This window comes from Pseudomonas sp. BRG-100, assembly GCF_000737955.1.
Lineage (GTDB): Bacteria > Pseudomonadota > Gammaproteobacteria > Pseudomonadales > Pseudomonadaceae > Aquipseudomonas > Aquipseudomonas synxantha_A.
The window spans coordinates 3,630,043-3,650,228 of sequence record NZ_JPRX01000001.1 but is presented as its reverse complement, the minus strand read 5'-3'; the positions used below and the strand labels follow the sequence as shown (position 1 = coordinate 3,650,228).

The 20,186-nt window shown below is 61.1% G+C and carries 17 protein-coding genes; 9 read left to right on the top strand and 8 right to left on the bottom strand.

Annotated features, from left to right (window positions below):
* Position 1 precedes the first annotated feature (1 nt).
* The 3 genes from JH25_RS11280 to JH25_RS11290 all read left to right on the top strand — a co-directional run bounded on the left by JH25_RS11280 (position 2) and on the right by JH25_RS11290 (position 2,534).
* Positions 2-1,597: a GMC family oxidoreductase gene (locus JH25_RS11280; protein ID WP_032878901.1), complete on the top strand. Its 1,596-nt coding sequence runs from the start codon at positions 2-4 to the stop codon at positions 1,595-1,597.
* A gap of 103 nt (positions 1,598-1,700) precedes the next feature.
* Positions 1,701-2,180, top strand: coding sequence for a pantetheine-phosphate adenylyltransferase (gene coaD, locus JH25_RS11285; protein ID WP_003195136.1), 480 nt, complete (start codon positions 1,701-1,703; stop codon positions 2,178-2,180).
* 102 nt (positions 2,181-2,282) lie between these two features.
* On the top strand, positions 2,283-2,534 hold the full coding sequence (locus JH25_RS11290) for a YfhL family 4Fe-4S dicluster ferredoxin (protein ID WP_003195146.1): 252 nt from the start codon (positions 2,283-2,285) through the stop codon (positions 2,532-2,534).
* 123 nt (positions 2,535-2,657) lie between these two features.
* Here JH25_RS11290 and mutM read toward each other — a convergent pair whose 3' ends face one another.
* The gene (gene mutM, locus JH25_RS11295) at positions 2,658-3,470 is read right to left on the bottom strand and encodes a bifunctional DNA-formamidopyrimidine glycosylase/DNA-(apurinic or apyrimidinic site) lyase (RefSeq protein WP_005792299.1); all 813 of its coding nucleotides are present in this window, start codon (positions 3,468-3,470) and stop codon (positions 2,658-2,660) included.
* 21 nt (positions 3,471-3,491) lie between these two features.
* Positions 3,492-4,304, bottom strand: coding sequence for an HDOD domain-containing protein (locus JH25_RS11300; RefSeq protein ID WP_177327433.1), 813 nt, complete (start codon positions 4,302-4,304; stop codon positions 3,492-3,494).
* A 277-nt stretch (positions 4,305-4,581) separates the two neighbouring features.
* Here JH25_RS11300 and JH25_RS11305 point away from each other — a divergent pair, with 277 nt between their 5' ends.
* From JH25_RS11305 to ilvD, 3 genes are all read left to right on the top strand, one after another.
* Positions 4,582-5,778, top strand: a complete 1,197-nt coding sequence (locus JH25_RS11305; RefSeq protein WP_005792302.1) for a class I SAM-dependent rRNA methyltransferase — start codon at positions 4,582-4,584, stop codon at positions 5,776-5,778.
* A 142-nt stretch (positions 5,779-5,920) separates the two neighbouring features.
* Complete coding sequence (locus JH25_RS11310; protein ID WP_032878899.1) at positions 5,921-7,111, top strand: MFS transporter; 1,191 nt, start codon at positions 5,921-5,923, stop codon at positions 7,109-7,111.
* A gap of 238 nt (positions 7,112-7,349) precedes the next feature.
* A complete protein-coding gene (gene ilvD / locus JH25_RS11315; protein WP_003195159.1) occupies positions 7,350-9,191 on the top strand; it encodes a dihydroxy-acid dehydratase in 1,842 nt (613 codons plus the stop codon).
* A 189-nt stretch (positions 9,192-9,380) separates the two neighbouring features.
* On the opposite strand, the gene JH25_RS11320 is transcribed toward ilvD, so the two are convergent.
* Positions 9,381-10,442, bottom strand: a complete 1,062-nt coding sequence (locus JH25_RS11320; RefSeq protein WP_032878898.1) for a hypothetical protein — start codon at positions 10,440-10,442, stop codon at positions 9,381-9,383.
* A 242-nt stretch (positions 10,443-10,684) separates the two neighbouring features.
* Here JH25_RS11320 and JH25_RS11325 point away from each other — a divergent pair, with 242 nt between their 5' ends.
* Positions 10,685-12,076, top strand: a complete 1,392-nt coding sequence (locus JH25_RS11325; RefSeq protein WP_032878897.1) for an L-cystine transporter — start codon at positions 10,685-10,687, stop codon at positions 12,074-12,076.
* Positions 12,077-12,161: 85 nt separating this feature from the next.
* On the opposite strand, the gene JH25_RS11330 is transcribed toward JH25_RS11325, so the two are convergent.
* Complete coding sequence (locus JH25_RS11330; protein ID WP_032878896.1) at positions 12,162-12,674, bottom strand: dihydrofolate reductase; 513 nt, start codon at positions 12,672-12,674, stop codon at positions 12,162-12,164.
* Positions 12,675-12,743: 69 nt separating this feature from the next.
* Here JH25_RS11330 and JH25_RS11335 point away from each other — a divergent pair, with 69 nt between their 5' ends.
* Both JH25_RS11335 and JH25_RS11340 read left to right on the top strand, forming a co-directional pair.
* The gene (locus JH25_RS11335) at positions 12,744-14,123 is read left to right on the top strand and encodes a DUF2868 domain-containing protein (protein WP_032878895.1); all 1,380 of its coding nucleotides are present in this window, start codon (positions 12,744-12,746) and stop codon (positions 14,121-14,123) included.
* Complete coding sequence (locus JH25_RS11340) at positions 14,116-15,483, top strand: DUF3482 domain-containing protein (RefSeq protein ID WP_032878894.1); 1,368 nt, start codon at positions 14,116-14,118, stop codon at positions 15,481-15,483. The genes JH25_RS11335 and JH25_RS11340 overlap by 8 nt, the downstream gene beginning before the upstream one ends.
* 14 nt (positions 15,484-15,497) lie before the next feature.
* On the opposite strand, the gene JH25_RS11345 is transcribed toward JH25_RS11340, so the two are convergent.
* The 4 genes from JH25_RS11345 to JH25_RS11360 form a co-directional block, all read right to left on the bottom strand.
* The gene (locus tag JH25_RS11345; protein WP_032878892.1) at positions 15,498-16,013 is read right to left on the bottom strand and encodes a hypothetical protein; all 516 of its coding nucleotides are present in this window, start codon (positions 16,011-16,013) and stop codon (positions 15,498-15,500) included.
* Between the two features lie 154 nt (positions 16,014-16,167).
* Positions 16,168-17,301, bottom strand: coding sequence for a TIGR03364 family FAD-dependent oxidoreductase (locus JH25_RS11350; protein WP_032878891.1), 1,134 nt, complete (start codon positions 17,299-17,301; stop codon positions 16,168-16,170).
* Between the two features lie 125 nt (positions 17,302-17,426).
* On the bottom strand, positions 17,427-18,449 hold the full coding sequence (locus JH25_RS11355; RefSeq protein ID WP_032878890.1) for a putative 2-aminoethylphosphonate ABC transporter substrate-binding protein: 1,023 nt from the start codon (positions 18,447-18,449) through the stop codon (positions 17,427-17,429).
* A 23-nt stretch (positions 18,450-18,472) separates the two neighbouring features.
* Entirely contained in the window at positions 18,473-20,185 is a 1,713-nt protein-coding gene (locus JH25_RS11360) for a putative 2-aminoethylphosphonate ABC transporter permease subunit (RefSeq protein ID WP_032878889.1), read from the bottom strand.
* Position 20,186 lies beyond the last annotated feature (1 nt).

Below are 20,186 nucleotides of genomic sequence, written 5' to 3'. Positions count from 1 at the left end.
GATGCCCGTACCCGATCTGTTCCGCGATGGCCTGGCCCGTGGTTGGAAAACCCACAATTGCGCCGCCCTCGACAACGACCTGACCCTGGAAGCCGATGTAGCCATTATTGGCAGCGGTGCCGGTGGTGGCACCACCGCCGAGATCCTCAGCGCCGCTGGCTACAAGGTGTTGCTGATCGAAGAGGGCCCCCTCAAGACCAGCAGTGACTTCAAGCTGCTCGAAGACGAAGCCTACGCCAGCCTCTACCAGGAAGGCATCGGCCGCATGAGCAAGGACGGCGCCATCACCATCCTGCAAGGCCGGGCGGTGGGCGGCACCACCTTGATCAACTGGACCTCCAGCTTTCGTACACCCGACGCCACCCTCGCCCACTGGGCCAGCGAATACGCGGTGAAGGGCCACAGCAGCACCGAGATGGCGCCCTGGTTCGAAAAAATGGAACAGCGCCTGGGCATCGCACCCTGGGCGCTTCCACCGAATGCCAACAACGATGTGATCCGCAAAGGCTGCGAAAAGCTTGGCTACAGCTGGCATGTGATCCCGCGCAATGTGCGCGGCTGCTTCAACCTGGGTTATTGCGGCATGGGTTGCCCGGTGAACGCCAAACAATCGATGCTGGTGACGACTATCCCCTCCACCCTGGAGAAAGGCGGCGAACTGCTGTACCTCGCCCGCGCCGAGCAGCTCAAATACAGCGGCGACACCATCAGCAGCCTGGAATGCGTGGCCATGGACGAGCGCTGCGTGGCGCCGACCGGGCGCAAGATCACCGTAAAAGCCAGGCATTACGTGCTGTCGGGCGGCGGTATCAATAGCCCGGCCCTGCTGATGCGCTCGGACGCGCCCGACCCGCATTCGCGGCTGGGCAAGCGGACCTTCTTGCACCTGGTCAACTTCTCGGCGGGGCTGTTCGACGAAGTGATCAACCCGTTCTACGGTGCGCCGCAATCGATTTACTCCGACCATTTCCAATGGCAGGACGGCACTACCGGCAAAATGTCCTACAAGCTCGAAGCGCCACCCTTACACCCAGGATTGGCCAGCACCTTGTTTGGCGGTTACGGCAAACAGAACGCGTTGGACATGAACCAACTGCCTCACACCCACGCCATGCTCGCCCTGCTGCGCGACGGCTTTCACCCCGACAGCCCGGGCGGCAGCGTGGATTTACGCGGCGATGGCACACCCGTGCTCGATTATCAGGTTTCGCCCTACGCCTGGGACGGCCTGCGCCGGGCCTTCCACAGCATGGCCGAGATTCAGTTCGCGGCAGGGGCCAAATCGGTCAAGCCTTTGCATCACGACGCACGGTACGTGAACAGCCTGGCCGAAGCGCGCAGCATGATTGACGGTTTGAACCTGGAGTTGCACCGCACAACACTCGGCAGCGCCCATGTGATGGGCGGCTGTGCCATGGGCGAAGATCCGAAGCATGCGGTAACCGACAGCCTCGGTCGCCACCACCAACTGCGTAACCTGTCTATTCATGACGGCTCGCTGTTTCCTACCAGCATCGGGGCAAATCCCCAGTTGTCGGTGTATGGATTGAGCGCCCAACTGGCGTCAGCCTTGGCCGAACGTCTGAAAACAGCGTGAAAAACCGTTCGATTCACGGCATTTATCTACGTAAGTCGACTTGGCCGACCGGGATGGCTGCGATACCATCCGGTTCCCCAACGGACTCCGCCAGGACGACGCGATGAACCGAGTGTTGTACCCAGGTACCTTCGACCCGATTACCAAAGGCCATGGCGATCTGGTCGAACGCGCCTCTCGCCTGTTCGACCATGTGATCATCGCGGTCGCAGCCAGCCCCAAGAAAAACCCGCTGTTTCCCCTGGAACAACGTGTGGAGCTGGCGCAAGAGGTCACCAAGCACCTGCCGAATGTGGAAGTAGTGGGCTTTTCGACATTGCTGGCGCATTTCGCCAAGGAGCAGAACGCCAATGTGTTCTTGCGCGGCTTGCGGGCGGTGTCGGATTTCGAATACGAATTCCAACTGGCCAACATGAACCGCCAACTGGCGCCGGACGTGGAAAGCCTGTTCCTCACACCGTCGGAGCGTTATTCGTTCATTTCCTCGACGTTAGTTCGTGAAATTGCTGCTTTGGGCGGAGATATCACCAAGTTCGTGCATCCTGCCGTGGCGGACGCACTGACATTGCGCTTCAAGAAGTAAGACCGCTCAATCGGTGCCTGCTCGCACTGCGGGCGCCAATGCGGCACAATTGCGCGCATTAGTTTTCAGATGCCTTGGCAGAGTGCCCTGGCAGGAGTTTCCATGTCCCTGATCATCACCGACGATTGCATCAACTGCGACGTCTGCGAACCCGAGTGCCCGAACGCCGCCATTTCCCAGGGCGAAGAGATCTACGTGATCGACCCCAACCTGTGCACCCAGTGCGTCGGCCACTACGACGAACCGCAGTGCCAGCAGGTTTGCCCGGTTGATTGCATTCCGCTGGATGAAGCGCACCCGGAGACTGAAGAGCAGTTGATGGAGAAGTACCGCAAGATTACCGGTAAGGCCTAAGCCTTTTCATTGCCCGTAAAGGCCTCATCGCAGGCAAGCCAGCTCCCACACTTGGATATGTGAATACATTCAAATGTGGGAGCTGGCTTGCCTGCGATAGCAATATCAGCCCTCACCCAGCAATCAGCTCTGGCACTTGGGGCAAAACACACTCGCCCGCTGCCCCAGCACCACATTGCGCAACTCGCTCCCGCAGACCTTGCACGCCTCGCCGCCACGGCCATACACGAACAGTTCCTGCTGGAAATACCCCGGCTGCCCATCACCGCCGATAAAGTCGCGCAGCGTGGTGCCGCCCCGCTCGATAGCGGCGGCCAGCACCCGTTTGATCTCAATCGCCAGCTTCAAATAGCGCCCGCGTGAAATGCCACCGGCGGCACGCCGCGGGTCAATACCCGCCGCAAACAACGCCTCTGTCGCATAGATATTGCCCACGCCCACCACCACCGCGTTGTCCATGATGAACGGCTTCACCGCCATGGACTTGCCGCGTGACAGCTGGAACAAACGCTCGCCATCAAACAGCTCGGTCAACGGCTCCGGGCCCAGACGCAGCAGCAGCTCGTGGTTGTGCGGATCCTGGCTCCAGAGCATCGCGCCGAAACGCCGAGGGTCGGTGTAGCGCAGGGCCATCCCCGACTCCAACTCGATATCCACATGTTCATGCTTGGCCGCGGGCATACCGACCTCAACCAGACGCAGGTTGCCCGACATACCCAAGTGACTGATCAAGGTGCCCACTTCGGCATTGATCAACAGGTACTTGGCCCGCCGTTCCACCAGCACGATGCGCTGCCCGGACAGGCGCACATCCAGGTCTTCCGGGATCGGCCAGCGCAGGCGCCGCTCACGCACCACCACGCGGCTGACTCGTTGGCCTTCCAGGTGCGGGGCAATGCCGCGTCGGGTGGTTTCGACTTCAGGTAACTCGGGCATGTGTACCTCTTGAATGACGGTTCAGTGCGCACCCAGTTCGCGGATCGACAACTTCAGGCTTTCGAAGTCGTAATCCGACAGGCCCACGTAATCCAGCACCAGGTGCCCGATTGCATTCCATTCATGGTCCACCGCCTGGTTCCCCAGTACGCGGTAGGAAGAACAGATATGCTCGGCCATCTTCAAGATAGCCAGCAGGTTCTTGAGCTGCGGGTTGCGCGACGACTCATCGCTGAAAATCGCCAGAGCGTTGTGGTGATTGGCGATGGCGTCGGTGACATGCTCCGGCAGGCGCCAGGACTTGGCGGTGTAGTAGCCGACCACCGCATGGTTGGTGTGGAACGCGTTGTTTTCGGTATCGACCACGCGGCAATCCGGGCCGGCGTTGGCGTAAGCCTGTTCCAGCACAGACATGTAGTTGGGAAAACGCTTGAGCATCAACGGTACGCCGCAATCGTGGAACAGGCCCAGGGCATAGGCTTCGTCGACGGTTTGCGAGCCGGTGCGCTTGGCCAGGGTGAGGCAGGTCATGGCCACATCCTGGGCGGTGTCCCAGAAGCGGTTGAGGGTGACGATGGTGTCGTCGCTCATCTCGCCCTTGATCGACAAGGCATTGATCAGGTTGATGACCGACCGGCTGCCCAGCAGGTTAACTGCACGCTGGATCGAGGCGATCTTGTTGCTCAAGCCGTAATACGACGAGTTGACGATCTTCAGCAGCGCACCAGACAAGCCCGGGTCCTGGGAGATCAACCGTGCGATCACTTCCAGGTCCGGGTCGGGCATGTACTGCTCCATCTGCAAATCCACCATGATTTGCGGTTGGGGCGGCACGCTGATGCCTTGCAGGGCCTGTTGAATCTGCTCGGCGGAAAGCTCTTGGGACATAAATACACACTCTGGACTAGGCGCGAATTCTACCCCTTATGCAGCCGTGACCGACACCCAAAAACCCAAGTGAAACCCGATCGAATGTGGGAGCTGGCTTGCCTGCGATAGCATTACCACCGTACGTCTGATACACCGCACCGCCCGCATCGCAGGCAAGCCAGCTCCCACATGAAAGAGTGCGCAAAGGGTATACTCCCGCTCTTTTTTCCGGAGCGACGTCATGTCCCTGCCAAGCCTGCGTCTCAAAGCCAACGCCGATCGTCGTTTGCGCAACGGCCACCTGTGGGTCTACAGCAACGAAATCGACGTGGCCGCCACCCCACTTCACGGCTTCCAGGCAGGCGACCAGGCTATCCTGGAAGCAGCCGGCGGCAAGACCCTGGGCATCGTGGCCATGAGCCCGAACAACCTGATCTGCGCCCGCCTGCTGTCGCGCGACATCAAGTTGCCGCTGGACAAGTCGCTGCTGGTGCACCGCCTCAACGTCGCGCTGTCCCTGCGTGATCGCCTGTTCGACAAGCCGTTCTACCGCCTGGTCTACGGTGATTCCGACCTGCTGCCGGGCCTGGTGGTCGACCGTTTCGGCGACATCCTGGTGGTGCAGATCGCTTCGGCGACCATGGAAGCGCATAAAGAAGACGTGATCGCGGCCCTCACCCAGGTGCTCAAGCCCAGCGGCATCCTGTTCAAGAATGACTCCGCCGCACGCGACGCCGAGGGCCTCAACCGCTACGTCGAAACGGTTTTCGGCCTGGTGCCGGAGTGGGTGGCGCTGGAAGAGAACGGCGTGAAATTCGAAGCCCCGGTGATCCAGGGCCAGAAAACCGGCTGGTTCTACGACCACCGCATGAACCGCGCCCGCCTGGCCCCGTATGCCAAAGGCAAGCGCGTGCTCGACCTGTACAGCTACATCGGCGGCTGGGGCGTGCAAGCTGCAGCCTTTGGCGCCAGTGAAGTGTTCTGCGTCGACGCTTCGGCCTTCGCCCTCGACGGCGTAGAGCGCAACGCCGCGCTGAACGGCTTTGCCGAGAAGATGACCTGCATCGAAGGCGACGTCTTTGAAGCGTTGAAAGAACTGAAAGCCAGCGAAGAGCGCTTCGACGTGATCGTCGCCGATCCACCGGCCTTCATCAAACGCAAAAAAGACATGAAGAATGGCGAAGGCGCCTACCGCCGCCTCAACGAGCAAGCCATGCGCCTGCTCAGCAAGGACGGCATCCTGGTCAGCGCTTCGTGCTCGATGCACCTGCCGGAAGACGATCTGCAAAACATCCTGCTGACCAGCGCCCGTCACCTGGATCGCAATATCCAGATGCTCGAACGCGGCGGCCAGGGCCCGGACCACCCGGTGCATCCGGCGATTGTCGAGACGCGGTATATCAAGAGCATTACTTGTCGCTTGCTGCCTAATAGCTGACAGCGGGATGCTCCCCGTAGGAACAGTCAACGACTGATCCTACGGGCCTTTCAGCTGTTTCCCACTGCCATTTCCATTGACTTCCCTTGCCGTCACACCGACTCTCCTCCCCCCAGCAAGGAAGGATAGAGCGGTCCGGTTGATGCCCATTAGTACAGCCACACCAAACAAGTCATATTTCATCGTACTGTTGATGACCATGACCCTGCTCGCAGTCTTCCCCCTCGACGTAGTCCTGCCATCCTTTCCCGCCCTCTCCAATCACTTTGGCCACACGCCTTCAGAAATCGCCCAGTCCGTCAGTATTTTTGCCATTGGCCTGGCCGTCTCGTTACTGCTGATAGGCCCGTTGTCTGACATGTTCGGCCGCAAAAAACTGCTGCTGGCAGGTATTGCCTTATCGGCGCTGGGTGCAGCCGGTTGTTTGCTGGCCCCGGATTTCAATTGGTTTATCGGCTTTCGCGTGGTTCAGGCCGTAGGGTGCGGGGCGTTTGCCCTGTCGCAGGCGCTTATCCAGGACTTGTTTACAGGACGGGAGCTGCAACGGATTCGAATCTGGATGACCACCGCCGGCGGAGTGTTCATCTCAAGCTCGCCACTGATGGGCACCTGGCTGCAAATTTATGGCGGATGGCAGGCGAGTTTTTACGTGTTTATCGTGTTAGCCACAGTGGTGTGGCTCTGGTCCGCACGCCTGCTGCACGACTCGCGCAGCAGCCATCGCCCTTCACCGCTACAGTTCTTCAACGGCTATTGGCTGCTGTTTTCCGACCTCCGTTTCGTCAGCTATTGGTTGATTTCCGCCCTGGCCTTTGCCTGCCATTTCTCGTTTATCGTGATGTCGCCCCTGATCTTCATGGAGCGCTTGAACCTGTCGACGTATCAATTCGCTTGGGCATTGCTGCTATATGGCGCGGCCTACGTCTGCGGCGGAGTGATTGCCAGTATCCTGCATCGCAAAATGGACGCCGACCGGCAAATCAACACTGGCCTGTTGCTGATCACTGTTTCAGGTCTGGTCATGCTCTGGCTGGCCTGGCAGTTCGGCCTGTCGGCCGCCACGGTGCTGATCCCGATGTTGATCTGCACAGCCGGCACCACCATCTGTCGACCCATCGCCAACTCCAAGGCCATGAGCCTCTACCCGCAACTGGCTGGCACGGCGACCTCTGCCGGTAGCTTGCTGATTTTCATGTGCGGCGGCCTGATCAGCCTGGTGATCAACCTGGCCACCGCCAACCTGACCACCGCGCTAGCCCTGTGCTTTCTAACCCTGAGTGCCGCCGGGCTCGCCCTGAATGCGCTGATCAAGCAGCGCCCACATGTCCTGTAGCGGCTATCTTCAAGGTTACGGCCATTCCCTCCAGCCGCCAGCGGTGTAGAATCGGCCCTATTCATCGCCAGTCATCCCCCGGCGGGTTTATGAGCTCGAGGCCCAAGCAAGCGGCGATCCCGCGATGCGAGTGGCAACTTCCGGACACACGGCCATTTTTCGGGTGTTCCAGTCGTCAATTAGAAGCTCACTCCCCTTTGCACCTGATTAATAAGTGATTAGCCGCCCGGAGTGCTCCATGCCAGATTACCGCTCGAAAACATCCACCCACGGCCGCAACATGGCCGGCGCCCGCGCACTGTGGCGTGCCACGGGGATGAAGGATGACGACTTCAAGAAGCCGATCATCGCGATTGCCAACTCGTTTACCCAGTTCGTACCGGGCCACGTCCACCTCAAGGACCTCGGCCAACTGGTCGCCCGCGAAATCGAACGGGCCGGCGGCGTGGCCAAGGAATTCAACACCATTGCCGTGGACGACGGCATCGCCATGGGCCATGACGGCATGCTGTATTCCCTGCCGAGCCGCGAGATCATCGCCGACTCCGTGGAGTACATGGTCAACGCCCACTGCGCCGACGCCATCGTGTGCATCTCCAACTGCGACAAGATCACCCCCGGCATGTTGATGGCTGCCTTGCGCCTGAACATCCCGGTGATCTTCGTCTCCGGCGGCCCGATGGAAGCCGGCAAGACCAAGCTCGCGTCCCACGGACTCGACCTGGTTGACGCCATGGTGATCGCCGCCGATTCCAGCGCTTCTGACGAGAAGGTCGCGGAATACGAGCGCAGCGCCTGCCCGACCTGCGGTTCGTGCTCCGGCATGTTCACCGCCAACTCGATGAACTGCCTGGTAGAAGCCTTAGGTCTCGCCTTGCCGGGTAACGGTTCCACACTGGCCACCCACAGCGACCGCGAGCAACTGTTCCTGCAAGCCGGCCGCACCATCGTCGAGCTGTGCAAGCGTTACTACGGTGAGAACGATGAGTCGGTGTTGCCGCGCAATATCGCCAACTTCAAGGCGTTCGAAAACGCCATGACCCTGGACATCGCCATGGGCGGTTCCACCAACACCATCCTGCATTTGCTGGCTGCCGCCCAGGAAGCCGAGATCGACTTCGACCTGCGCGACATTGACCGCCTGTCCCGCCACGTGCCGCAACTGTGCAAGGTCGCGCCGAACATCCAGAAGTACCACATGGAAGACGTGCACCGCGCCGGCGGGATCTTCTCGATCCTCGGTTCCCTGGCCCGTGGCGGCCTGCTGCACACTGACCTGCCGACCGTGCACAGCAAGTCGATCGCCGAAGGCATCGCCAAATGGGACATCACCCAGACTGACGACGAAGCCGTACACACCTTCTTCAAGGCTGGCCCGGCCGGCATCCCGACCCAGACCGCATTCAGCCAGTCGACCCGTTGGGATACGCTGGATGACGACCGTGAAAACGGCTGTATCCGCAGTGTCGAGCACGCCTACTCGCAAGAAGGCGGCCTGGCCGTGCTGTACGGCAACATCGCCCTGGACGGCTGTGTGGTGAAAACGGCAGGTGTGGATGAATCCATCCACGTTTTCGAAGGCCGCGCCAAGATCTACGAAAGCCAGGACAGCTCGGTGCGCGGCATCCTCGCTGACGAAGTCAAGGAAGGCGACATCGTGATCATCCGCTACGAAGGCCCCAAGGGCGGCCCGGGTATGCAGGAGATGCTCTACCCCACGTCCTATCTGAAATCCAAGGGCCTGGGCAAAGCCTGTGCGCTGCTGACCGACGGGCGTTTCTCCGGTGGGACTTCGGGCCTGTCCATCGGCCACGCTTCCCCGGAAGCCGCTGCCGGTGGCGCGATTGGCCTGGTGCAGGATGGCGACAAGGTGCTGATCGACATTCCGAACCGCTCGATCAACCTGTTGATCAGCGATGAAGAACTGGCGGCACGCCGGGTTGAGCAGGACAAAAAGGGTTGGAAGCCGGTAGAAAAACGCCCGCGGAAAGTCACTACTGCGTTGAAGGCTTACGCATTGTTGGCCACCAGTGCCGACAAGGGTGCTGTACGTAACAAGGCAATGCTCGACGGCCTGTAAGCCCCGCGCATCAAAATGCCCCGCCAGGTGCGGGGCATTTTTTTGCCTGGAGATAACCCTAGGAACAATGAAAGTCAAAATGTGGGAGGGGGCTTGCCCCGATGACGGTATTTCAGTTAGTCAATTTGTAGCTGACTCACCGCTATCGGGGGCAAGCCCCCTCCCACATTTTTGACCGCATTCAGTCTGTTATTGAATGTCCTCGGGCTTAACGATCACCCAGTTCTTGTCCGCCGTCACCGGCAGCCCTTCCTTGGCCTGCGCCGCCGCGTGCTTGGCGATCATGCCGTTAAGCTGGGTCATGTATTTGTCTTTACGGTTGATCCACAAATGGATGCCACCCTTGGCCACATCCACATCGTGGAACAGCATGTAACCATCGCTGGTCGGGGTATCACCGCCGACGATCACCGGCTTTTTCCATTCGTCGATATAGGTGAGAATCGCCGCGTGCTTGCCGGCCATCCAGGTCGCCGGGGTCCACAGGTAGGGCGTCAGCTCCAGGCCGAGGTTGGCCTTCTCGTCATATTTGCCCGCGGTGATCTGCTTGCGTGCGGTGGTCAACTCGCCGGTCTTGCGGTCCTTGAGCATCGTGGTCACGCCGATGACGTTCTCGGGCTTTACGTTGTAGCCGTACTTCGGATCGGCCGCGACCATGCGCACCAGTTCCTCGGACGCGGCGGTCATCACATACACCTCGATGCCGTTTTCCATCAGTTTGTTGTAGAGCTCGGCCTGGCCAGTGAAGACTTTCGGTGGCTGTATCTCGGTTTTTTTCACCACGTCGCCTTCAAAATAGCTGACGGGTACGGGCTTGCCGGAGGCCATCAGCTCGTCGACCTGCACCTTGAGTTCCTTGAGGGTGAAGCCGGAAAAAATCTGCGCAACCCAGGGGTAGCAGACCATGTCGTCGACTTCGCACAGGCGGTAGTAGTAGCTGAACAGACTTTCCTTATGGTCGGCGGTGTCTTTGAAGGGGATAAGCTTGAGCGATGGGTCCATGGTTTCGCGGGTGATCAGGCCCTTGTTTTCCATGTACGGCAGCAGCGACTCTTCAAGGTCGTAGCGGTAGCTGGTGTTGTCCATGTCGAACACCGCATAGTTACCCTTGTTGGCGTTGGCGGCGATCATTTCGTTGAGTTGCTTGGCGGCCGGTGCCGGCCAATGTTTCAACTCGGTGGCGGCAAACGCCTGGCTGGCGAGTCCGAGGCAAAAGGCTGCGGATAAGAGTAGTTTCGGCGCGAGCTTCATAGGCGTTGTCTCCCTCAAGTGAAAGACATCGACGCTAACAAATCCCTGTGACACTTATCACCCGAGCGCGACGGCTTTGGTTCTGATTCCGCCACGGCCATGCGCAGCAGCGTCAGACGCTTATTCCAAAAACGACAGTCACCATTCCATATTGGTATTAAATCAATATATTTCAAGCTGTTAGGCTTGCCGGTTCGCAATCGCAGGCTGACGCGATTGGCTGCCTTATCAACGGAGCTTCAATGAATCTGCCCCTGATTCTCAATTTATTGGTGTTCGTGGCCCTGTTGCTGGGCCTTGCACAAACTGGCCGTACTAACTGGAGCCTGGCCAAGAAGGTCCTGTTCGCCCTAGTCCTGGGCGTGCTGTTCGGTGCGGCCTTGCACACCATCTATGGCGACGGCAATCCAGTGCTCAAAGCCTCCATCGGCTGGTTTGATCTGGTCGGCAATGGGTATGTGCAGTTGCTGCAAATGATCGTGATCCCGCTGGTGTTCGCTTCGATCCTCAGTGCCGTGGCGCGCCTGCATAACGCCTCGTCCCTGGGCAAGATCAGCTTCCTGACCATCGGCACGCTGTTGTTTACCACGGCCATCGCGGCGCTGATCGGCATCGGCCTGACCAACCTGTTCGGCCTCACCGCCGAGGGCCTGGTGGCCGGCACCCAGGAAATGGCGCGCCTGCAAGTGATCCAGAGTGATTACGCAGGCAAGGTCGCCGACCTGAATATCCCGCAGTTGCTGCTGTCGTTCGTGCCGGCCAACCCGTTCGCCGACCTGGCCCGGGCCAAGCCGACGTCGATCATCAGCGTGGTGATTTTTGCCGCGTTCCTCGGGGTAGCCGCGCTGCAACTGCTCAAGGATGATGTGGAAAAGGGCCAGAAGGTCATCAACGCCATCGACACCCTGCAAGCCTGGGTGATGCGCCTGGTGCGCCTGGTGATGAAGCTGACCCCGTACGGCGTGTTGGCGCTGATGACCAAGGTGGTCGCCGGTTCCAACCTGCAAGACATCATCAAGCTGGGCAGTTTCGTGGTGGTGTCGTACCTGGCCCTGGGCCTGATGTTTGTGGTGCACGGCCTGCTGCTGTCGTTGGCCGGGATCAACCCGCTGCGCTTTTTCCGCAAGGTGTGGCCGGTACTGACCTTTGCCTTCACCAGCCGCTCCAGCGCCGCCTCGATCCCCTTGAGTATTGAAGCGCAGACCCGCCGCCTGGGTATCCCCCAGTCGATCGCCGGTTTCGCCGCTTCGTTTGGCGCGACCATCGGCCAGAACGGTTGCGCCGGTCTTTACCCGGCGATGTTGGCGGTGATGGTCGCGCCGACCGTAGGCATCAACCCGTTGGATCCGCTGTGGATCGCGACGCTGGTGGCGATTGTGACCTTGAGTTCGGCGGGCGTCGCCGGTGTGGGCGGTGGTGCGACCTTCGCCGCGCTGATCGTACTGCCGGCCATGGGCTTGCCGGTGTCACTGGTGGCGTTGCTGATTTCGGTGGAACCACTGATCGACATGGGCCGTACAGCGTTGAACGTGAATGGTTCGATGACGGCGGGGGCGATTACCAGCCAGATCATGGGGCAGACGGATAAAGCGTTGCTGGATGCCGATGAGCATGCCGAGTTAGCGCAGGTCTGATAGACCGCTATCGCAGGCAAGCCAGCTCCCACATTTGAATGTATTCACACATCAAAATGTGGGAGCTGGCTTGCCTGCGATGCTTTTAGGCTTTTTCCCACACTTCGAAGTTGTAGGCCGGTTTATCACCTTCGGCCGGATTCTCGACATTCGACACCAGCTTCCACTGGTTCCTATCAAACTCTGGAAACCACGCATCCCCTTCCGGGCTCAGCGCCACCCGCGTCAGGTACAGGCGATCGGCCTGTTCCAGCCCCTGCGCGTAAAGCTGCGCGCCGCCGATCAGCATCAGCTCGTCCGCGCCCTGCGCCTTGGCCCATTCCTCAGCCCGTTCTACCGCCGCTTCCAATGACGGAAAAACTTGCGCACCTTCAAGCGTCAGATCGGTCTGACGGCTGACCACTATGTTCAAGCGCCCTGGCAGCGGTCGACCCAAGGAATCCCAGGTCTTGCGCCCCATGATGATCGGCTTGCCGAGCGTGGTGGCTTTGAAATACTTGAAATCCCCCGGCAAATGCCAGGGCATGCTGTTGTCGACGCCGATCACACGGTTTTCACCGAGGGCTGCGATCAGGCTTAAAGGGAGAGTTTTTTTCATGGCGACGAGAATACCAGAGCCGCGAGTCAGCGGTTATGCTCCACCTTCACTGAAACAACAGGATGGCGCGTGACTGCACTGACTCCTCTGCACACACTCTGGCTGACAGAAGCCGTGCGCCTGCGTGAAGAACACGCCGGCCCCCTGGAAGACCTGGAACCCAACCGCCTGGCCCGCACGGCCGGGGGCGACCTGTCGACGCGTATTACCCAGCGCGCCTTGCACCTGGCCGAGCGCGATGGCCTGACCGGTGCCCTCACACGCTGGCTGCAAGGCGCGCGCCTGGCGCTGATCTTACTGGCGGTCGTGGCCGTGATCAGTGGCGCCGGCCTGGCATTCGCTGCGCTGGGCAATGGCCTGACGCCGGTGAACGTGTTCTGGGCCCTGGGCAGCCTGCTCGGGTTGAACCTGATCCTGCTGGTCAGTTGGGCCCTGGGGCTGCTGTTTGCTGGCGAACACAGCGCCAGCCTTGGGCGCCTGTGGTTATGGCTCAGCGAGAAACTGGCGCGTGACGCCAAAGCCGCACAATTGGCGCCAGCGTTGCTGCTGTTGTTGCAACGGCAAAAACTCAATCGCTGGGCGGTGGGTGTGTTGGTCAACAGCCTGTGGCTGCTGGCGTTGCTCAGCGCCATGGTGATCCTGCTGACCCTGCTCGCCACCCGTCGTTACGGCTTTGTGTGGGAAACCACCATTCTCGGCGCCGACACGTTTGTCGCCGTGACCCAGGCCCTCGCCAGCCTGCCCGCTTTGCTGGGTTTCAATGTGCCAACCGTCGACATGATCCGCGCCAGCGGTGATTCAGCCCTGAATATCGAAAACGCCCGCCAAGCCTGGGCCGCCTGGCTGGTGGGCGTGTTGCTGGTCTACGGCCTGCTGCCCCGATTGATCCTCGCCCTGTTCTGCCTGTGGCGCTGGAAAATCGGGCGTGCGGCGTTGCGCCTGGACCTCAACCTGCAAGGCTACGCCCAACTGCGCGAACGCCTGATGCCTAGCAGCGAACGGCTTGGGGTCAACGATGCCGCGCCCGAACAGCTGCACCACGTCAGCGGCGGCGTCAGCGAGATGGACAGCGACGGGGCCTTGCTGGTGGCCATCGAACTCGACGATCACCACCCGTGGCCGCCCAAACTGCCCAGCAACGTTAAAAACGCCGGCATCCTCGACAGCCGTGAATCGCGGAACAAGCTGCTGGAACAACTCAGCCGTTTCCCGCCCGCACGGCTGGTCATCGTCTGCGACCCGCGCCGCTCGCCGGACCGTGGCAGCCTGGCGTTGATCGCCGAACTGGCGCGCAGCGCCACCACCACCCGTGTATGGCTGCTGCAAGCACCGCCCGGCCAGGCGCTGGACGCCGAACGCCTGGGTGACTGGCACACCGCACTGCAACAACTTGAGCTGCCGTTTGCCGATTGCGCACCGCTGAACTGGCTGGAGACCGGGCATGACTAAACCGCTGAAACTCGCCGTGGTCGGCCACACCAATGTCGGCAAGACCTCACTGCTGCGCACCCTCACCCGTGACGTGGGCTTCGGCGAAGTCTCCCATCGCCCCAGCACCACGCGGCATGTCGAAGGCGCGCGCTTGTCGGTGGATGGCGAAGCCTTGCTGGAGCTGTACGACACGCCCGGCCTGGAAGACGCCATCGCCCTGCTCGACTATCTGGAGCGCCTGGATCGCCCCGGTGAACGCCTGGACGGTCCCGCTCGCCTGGCGCGTTTTCTGGAGGGCAGCGAAGCGCGCCAGCGTTTCGAACAGGAAGCCAAGGTGTTGCGCCAATTGCTGGCCTCGGACGCCGGCCTGTATGTGATCGACGCCCGCGAGCCGGTGCTGGCCAAGTACCGCGATGAGCTGCAAGTGCTGGCCAGTTGCGGCAAACCCTTGTTGCCGGTGCTCAACTTCGTCACCAGCAGCGACCAGCGCGAGCCGGACTGGCGCGAAGCCCTGGCCCGCCTCGGCCTGCACGCGCTGGTGCGCTTCGACAGCGTGGCGCCGCCGGAAGACGGTGAACGTCGCCTGTATGAAAGCCTGGCCCTGCTGCTGGAAAACTCCCGCCCGCAGTTGGAACGCCTGATCCTCGATCAAGAGGCCCAACGCCAGGCCCGCCAGCAAAGCGCCGCACGCTTGATCGCCGAACTGCTGATCGACTGCGCGGCCTGCCGTCGCAGCGTCGTCACCGAAGATGAACAGCAAGCCATCGGCGATCTGCGCAAAGCGGTGCGCCAACGGGAACAAAAGTGCGTTGAAGCCCTGCTCAAACTGTTCGGCTTTCGCCCACAGGATGCCGCCGCCAGTGATCTACCGTTGCTTGACGGTCGCTGGGGCGATGACTTGTTCAACCCCGAAACCCTCAAGCAACTTGGCGTACGGGTCGGTGGCGGAATCGCCGCCGGTGCCGCTGCCGGTGCTGGCGTGGACCTCCTGGTCGGCGGCCTGACCCTTGGCGCTGCGGCACTGGCCGGCGCTATCGCCGGTGGCGCCCTGCAAACCGCACGCAGCTACGGCAGCCGCCTGCTGGGCAAGATCAAAGGCCAACGCGAGCTGACCGTCGACGACAGCGTGCTGCGCCTGCTCGCCCTGCGCCAACGTCAGTTGCTCAAGGCCCTTAGTCTGCGCGGGCATGCGGCGATGCATAGCATCAAGGTCGACACGCCCCAGGACAAAACCTGGCGCGAGGGCAAGCTGCCCGACGCGCTGCACAAGGCCCGCGCCTATCCGCAATGGTCATCCCTCAACCCCCACGCCAAGCTGAGCCAGGCCGAGCGTCAGGAACAGGTCGAAACATTGGCTGAACAGCTCAACGAAGCGTGACGCGCTTAAAGCGCTCACCAATTCAACCCCAGGAACGCCTTGCATAGCGAGCGAACCAGTTCTTTATCAGCGTTTTCAGCTACCCCGTTGCGGTCGATATCACTATTGGTGGTAGCGGTTTCCAACACGCTGTCGCTGTCGACGTCATAGTCCATGGTTCTGGAGACCAGTAATGTTTTCCCCTCGGACACCTTGCTCTCACGGAACTCCAGCCTCACCGAATCCGGCCGTCCCGCGTCGCTGAAATCATCCACATAGATGACGAGCGCACACTGCCAATGGCTTGCCGGGTTAAACCAATTGAGTTTCACGAAGCTGTCGGCGAAAGTCGCGATCCGGCGCTTATCCAGGTCCAGCGAACCGGGTTTACTATGCCCTCCCCATTTTGCATTCGAGGTCATTTCCTGTCCGACGATATCGTGGATCAGCTCATCGGGACGACCCGGCCGTTGCTGATAGAAATGCAAAATGACCGTATCGGCATGACCGTTGCCTTGCAGGTCTTGGGCGATGGCTTTCAAATAGTGCATCAGTGTTGCTCTTTTAATGGGTGAAGCAAGCACCTTAGTGGGGTAACAACAAGGGCTCCAGGCGGCGTATCGGCTTATTGTGTAAGGCCCATCTTCGCTGCCAGTAGCCTCGCCGCCTTGGCCTTGAGTACATCAAGGTCGAGCACCGGGCTCATCACGTCTCTCCCCACAAGGTACTGATATTTCGCTCGGCCATCGCCGGCCCCACGCTCATGCCCACGCCGGTGTGCATCAACGCAGCGCTGACACCGGATGCTGCCTGCACAAACGAGAACGGCCCGGGCCCGCGAGCGCCGTAGACGCCTTGCCAGCGTTCGACCACCTGGATTTTGCAGCCCAGGGTCTGTTCGGCCAGCTCGATCATCCAGTCATCTACCTGCTCGGCATTGAAGGGCGACGGGTCGCTGTCGTAATGGTGGGAGTCGCCAATGATCAGTTCGCCATGGGGTGTAGGGCTGATCAACAGGTGAATGCCGTGCTCCTGCAGGTACGGTGTTTCGCGCAGGATCTGCGCCTGCACTGCGGCAGCCTCCGGCAGGTCGGCGAAGGCGCCGTAGTGCACGCAGCTCAGGCCGGTGAGCAGGGCGTGTTGCAGGTTCAGGTTGACCGCCGGCCGGGCGCGCAGCATTTGCAGGCGGCAGGTTTGCGGGTTGAGCGGGGCGATGGATTCGGCCAACAGGGTCTGATAGTCGTGGCCGGAGCAGACGATGATCTGCTCGCCGCGAAAGCTGCCGGCCGTGCTGTGCAATTGGCCCGGTTCGACGTCGCGCACCAGAGTGGAAAAGTGAAACTCCACCTTCAACGCCTGACTCAGGTACTGGATCAGCGCCGGGATCGCCTCGCGGGAATACAGTTGCTGGTCATCCTTACCGTGCAGCGCCGCGCGGTGATGGCGGAACTGGCCGGCGTAAAGACCCTTCATCGCAGCGCCTTGCAGCAGCTCCACGTTATACCCGTACTCCCGGGCACGCCCCGCGCAAAAGGCTTCGAGCAGTTGTTCTTCGGCCTCGGTGCGGGCGAACAGGTAGGAGCCATTGCGCTTGAGTGCAAGGCCCGCTGCTTGCGCCCATTGGCCCCAGATTTCGCGGCTTTCCCGCGCCAGGTCGAGCATCGGCCCCGGTGGTTGACCGGTGACCAGCGCCTGGCCGAAGTTGCGCACAGAAGCGCCCAATGGCGTGGCGCTGCGCTCGAACACCTTGACCTTGAGGCCGCGCTTGGCGGCGGCATAAGCGTGGGACAGGCCGAGGATGCCGGCGCCGATGATCAGCAGGTCGCTGTGGTGTGTCATTGAGTGATGTCCTGAATTCGAAGCCGCTATCGCAGGCAAGCCAGCTCCCACATTTTGATGTGTGAATACCTTCAAATGTGGGAGCTGGCTTGCCTGCGAAGGGGCCATAAGCCCTAACGAAAACCTTACTGACCCGCCACCTTCTCCGACTTACCGTCATAGCGCTTGCGCCATTCAGTCAGGATGCTGTCGCGGTTTTTCGAGGCCCAGGCAAAGTCGTTCTTGATCAGGCGCTGCTCGTAGTCGGCCGGCAATTCGGTCTGCGGCTTGGCGATACCCGGCTGGGCGAGGATGGCGAAGTTAGCCTTGTACAGCTCCATCGCCGCTGGGCTGGCGGAAAAGTCAGCGAGTTTTTTTGCCGCATCGGCGTGTGCGCTGCCCTTGACTACGGCGGTGGCTTCGATCTCCCAGCCCAGGCCCTCTTTCGGCAGGATGATGTCCAGCGGCGCACCCTGGCGTTTGAGTTGAATCGCCGGGTATTCAAAGGAAATCCCGATCGGGAACTCACCGGACGCCGCCAACTTGCACGGCTTGGAGCCGGAGTGAACGTACTGGCCGATGTTCTGGTGCAGGTCGTCCATGTACTGCCAGCCTTGCTTCTCGCCGAAGGTCTGCAACCAGGCGCTGACATCCAGGAAGCCGGTGCCGGAGGACGCCGGATTGGGCATCACGATCTTGCCCTTGTATTCAGGCTTGGTCAGGTCCTGCCAGCTCACCGGTTTGGTCAGGCCCAGCTTTTCGGCTTCGATGGTGTTGAAGCAGATGGTCGCGGCCCACACGTCCATGCCGACCCAGGCGGGCGGGTTGGCGGCGTCGCGGTAGTGCTGGCCGATCTTGTCCAGGTCCTTGGGCGCGTAGTTGTCCAGCATCCCCTGCTGGTCGAGGATCGCCAGGCTGGAGGCGGCCAGGCCCCACACCACGTCAGCCTGCGGGCGGTCTTTTTCAGCCAGCAGCTTGGCGGTGATAATGCCGGTGGAATCGCGTACCCACTTGATCTCGATGTCGGGGTTGGCCTGCTCGAAGGCTTTTTTGTAGGTCTTCAATTGCTCGGCTTCGAGGGCCGTGTACACGGTCAACTCGGTCTTGGCGAAGGCATTCAGGCTGAATGCCGTGAGTACCGCAGCGACCAGCGCCAGGGGCTTGAACATGGAGCACCTCCTTCAGGGATGTTTTATTGGCCGGGCGCGGTCTGGCGCCAGGCTTGGGAGCGACGCAGCGCGCCACGTGAGGCCCACGCCAGCAACAGCGAGACGCCGACTGAGGTGAACAGGATCAGGGTCGACATGGCCGCCGCGCCGCCCACGTTGCCGGCGTCGTCCATGTTCAGCACGGCGACGGCGGCGAGGATGGTGTCGGGGCTGTAGAGAAAGATCGCGGCGGACACAGTGGTCATCGCCGACACAAACAGGTAGCGCAGGATATCCAGCAGCGCCGGCAGGCAGATCGGCACCGTGACGCGCCAATAGTGGCGGTACAACGGCGCCTTGAGCGACAACGCCGCCGCTTCGAACTCGGCGTCCAGCTGGCGCAGGGCGGTGGTCGCGGTCATCTGCGCGGTGGTCAGGTAGTGCGCAATGGTGCACACCACCAGCAACGCCATGCTCCCGTAGAACACGTGCAGCGGGTTGCCGTTGAGGTTGAAAAAGAACACGTAGCCCAAGCCGAGCACCAGCCCCGGCACCGCCATCGGTACGAAGCTGAGCATGCGCAGCGCCAGGTTCAGGCCCTTCTGGCCCTTGGTCTTCTCCATCAGGTAGGCACCGGTGAAGATCAACACACTGCCGATCAACGCCGTGCACAGCGCCATGGTCAGGCTGTTGCGGTAGGCCAGCCAGCCGCCGCCGGCGGTGTCTTCGAACTGGTAGTGGTTGAGCGATAGCGACAGGTTGTACGGCCAGAACTTCACCAGCGACGAATACACCGCCATGCCGAACACCAGCAGCAACACCGCGCAAATCAGCAACACGATGGCCAGGTAGCAACCGTCGCGCAGCCGCGATGGCGCGGGCAGAAACACCTGGGCGCGACCGCTCATCGAGTCGCCATGCCGACGGCGCAACCAGGCATCCACGCCAAAGCTGAACAGTGCCGGTAGCAGCAACACCATGCCGATCAACGCGCCGCGCCCGAACTGTTGCTGACCGACCACCGCCTTGTAGGCTTCCAGCGCCAACACCTGGTAATCACCGCCCACCACCACCGGCACACCGAAGTCGGTGATGGTCAGGGTAAACACCAGGCAGAACGCGGCGAACACCGCCTGGCGCGTGGCCGGCCAGGTGATGCTGCGAAACGCCCGGGCCGGGCTGGCGCCCATGCTCGACGCCGCATCGAACAAGCGTGCATCCGCCAGGGACAGCGCCGAGAGCAAGATCATCAAGGCATGGGGAAAGGTGTAGATCACTTCACCGAGCACAATGCCCCAGAAGCCGTAGATATTGTCCGAGAGCAAACCGCGCAACATGCCCTGGTTGCCGAAGAGATAGACCAGGGCAATGCCCGGCAGCATCGACGGCGCCATCAAGGGCAGCAATGACAAACCGCGCCAGACGGTCTTGCCAGGAATCAAAGTGCGTTGCAGGGCGTAGGCAAACAGGTAAGCCAGCGGTACGACGATGGCCGCCACACTGAGGGAAACTTTCAGGCTATTTCCCAGCAACCAGTGGAAGTTGGCGCTGGTCAGCAGCTCCCGCGCTGCCACCAGGCCACCGCCCTGCCCGGCTTCGCTGCTGAAGCCGCGCCAGAAGATCGCCAGCAACGGCAGCAGGACCGCCACCACCAACAGGCCGAGCCAGAGCCATTTGCCGCCGACCACAAAGAGACGGTCGCCCCACTCAGCGCGGGACACCTGGCGCGGTACCGGCAATGTCATGACGGCGGCCATC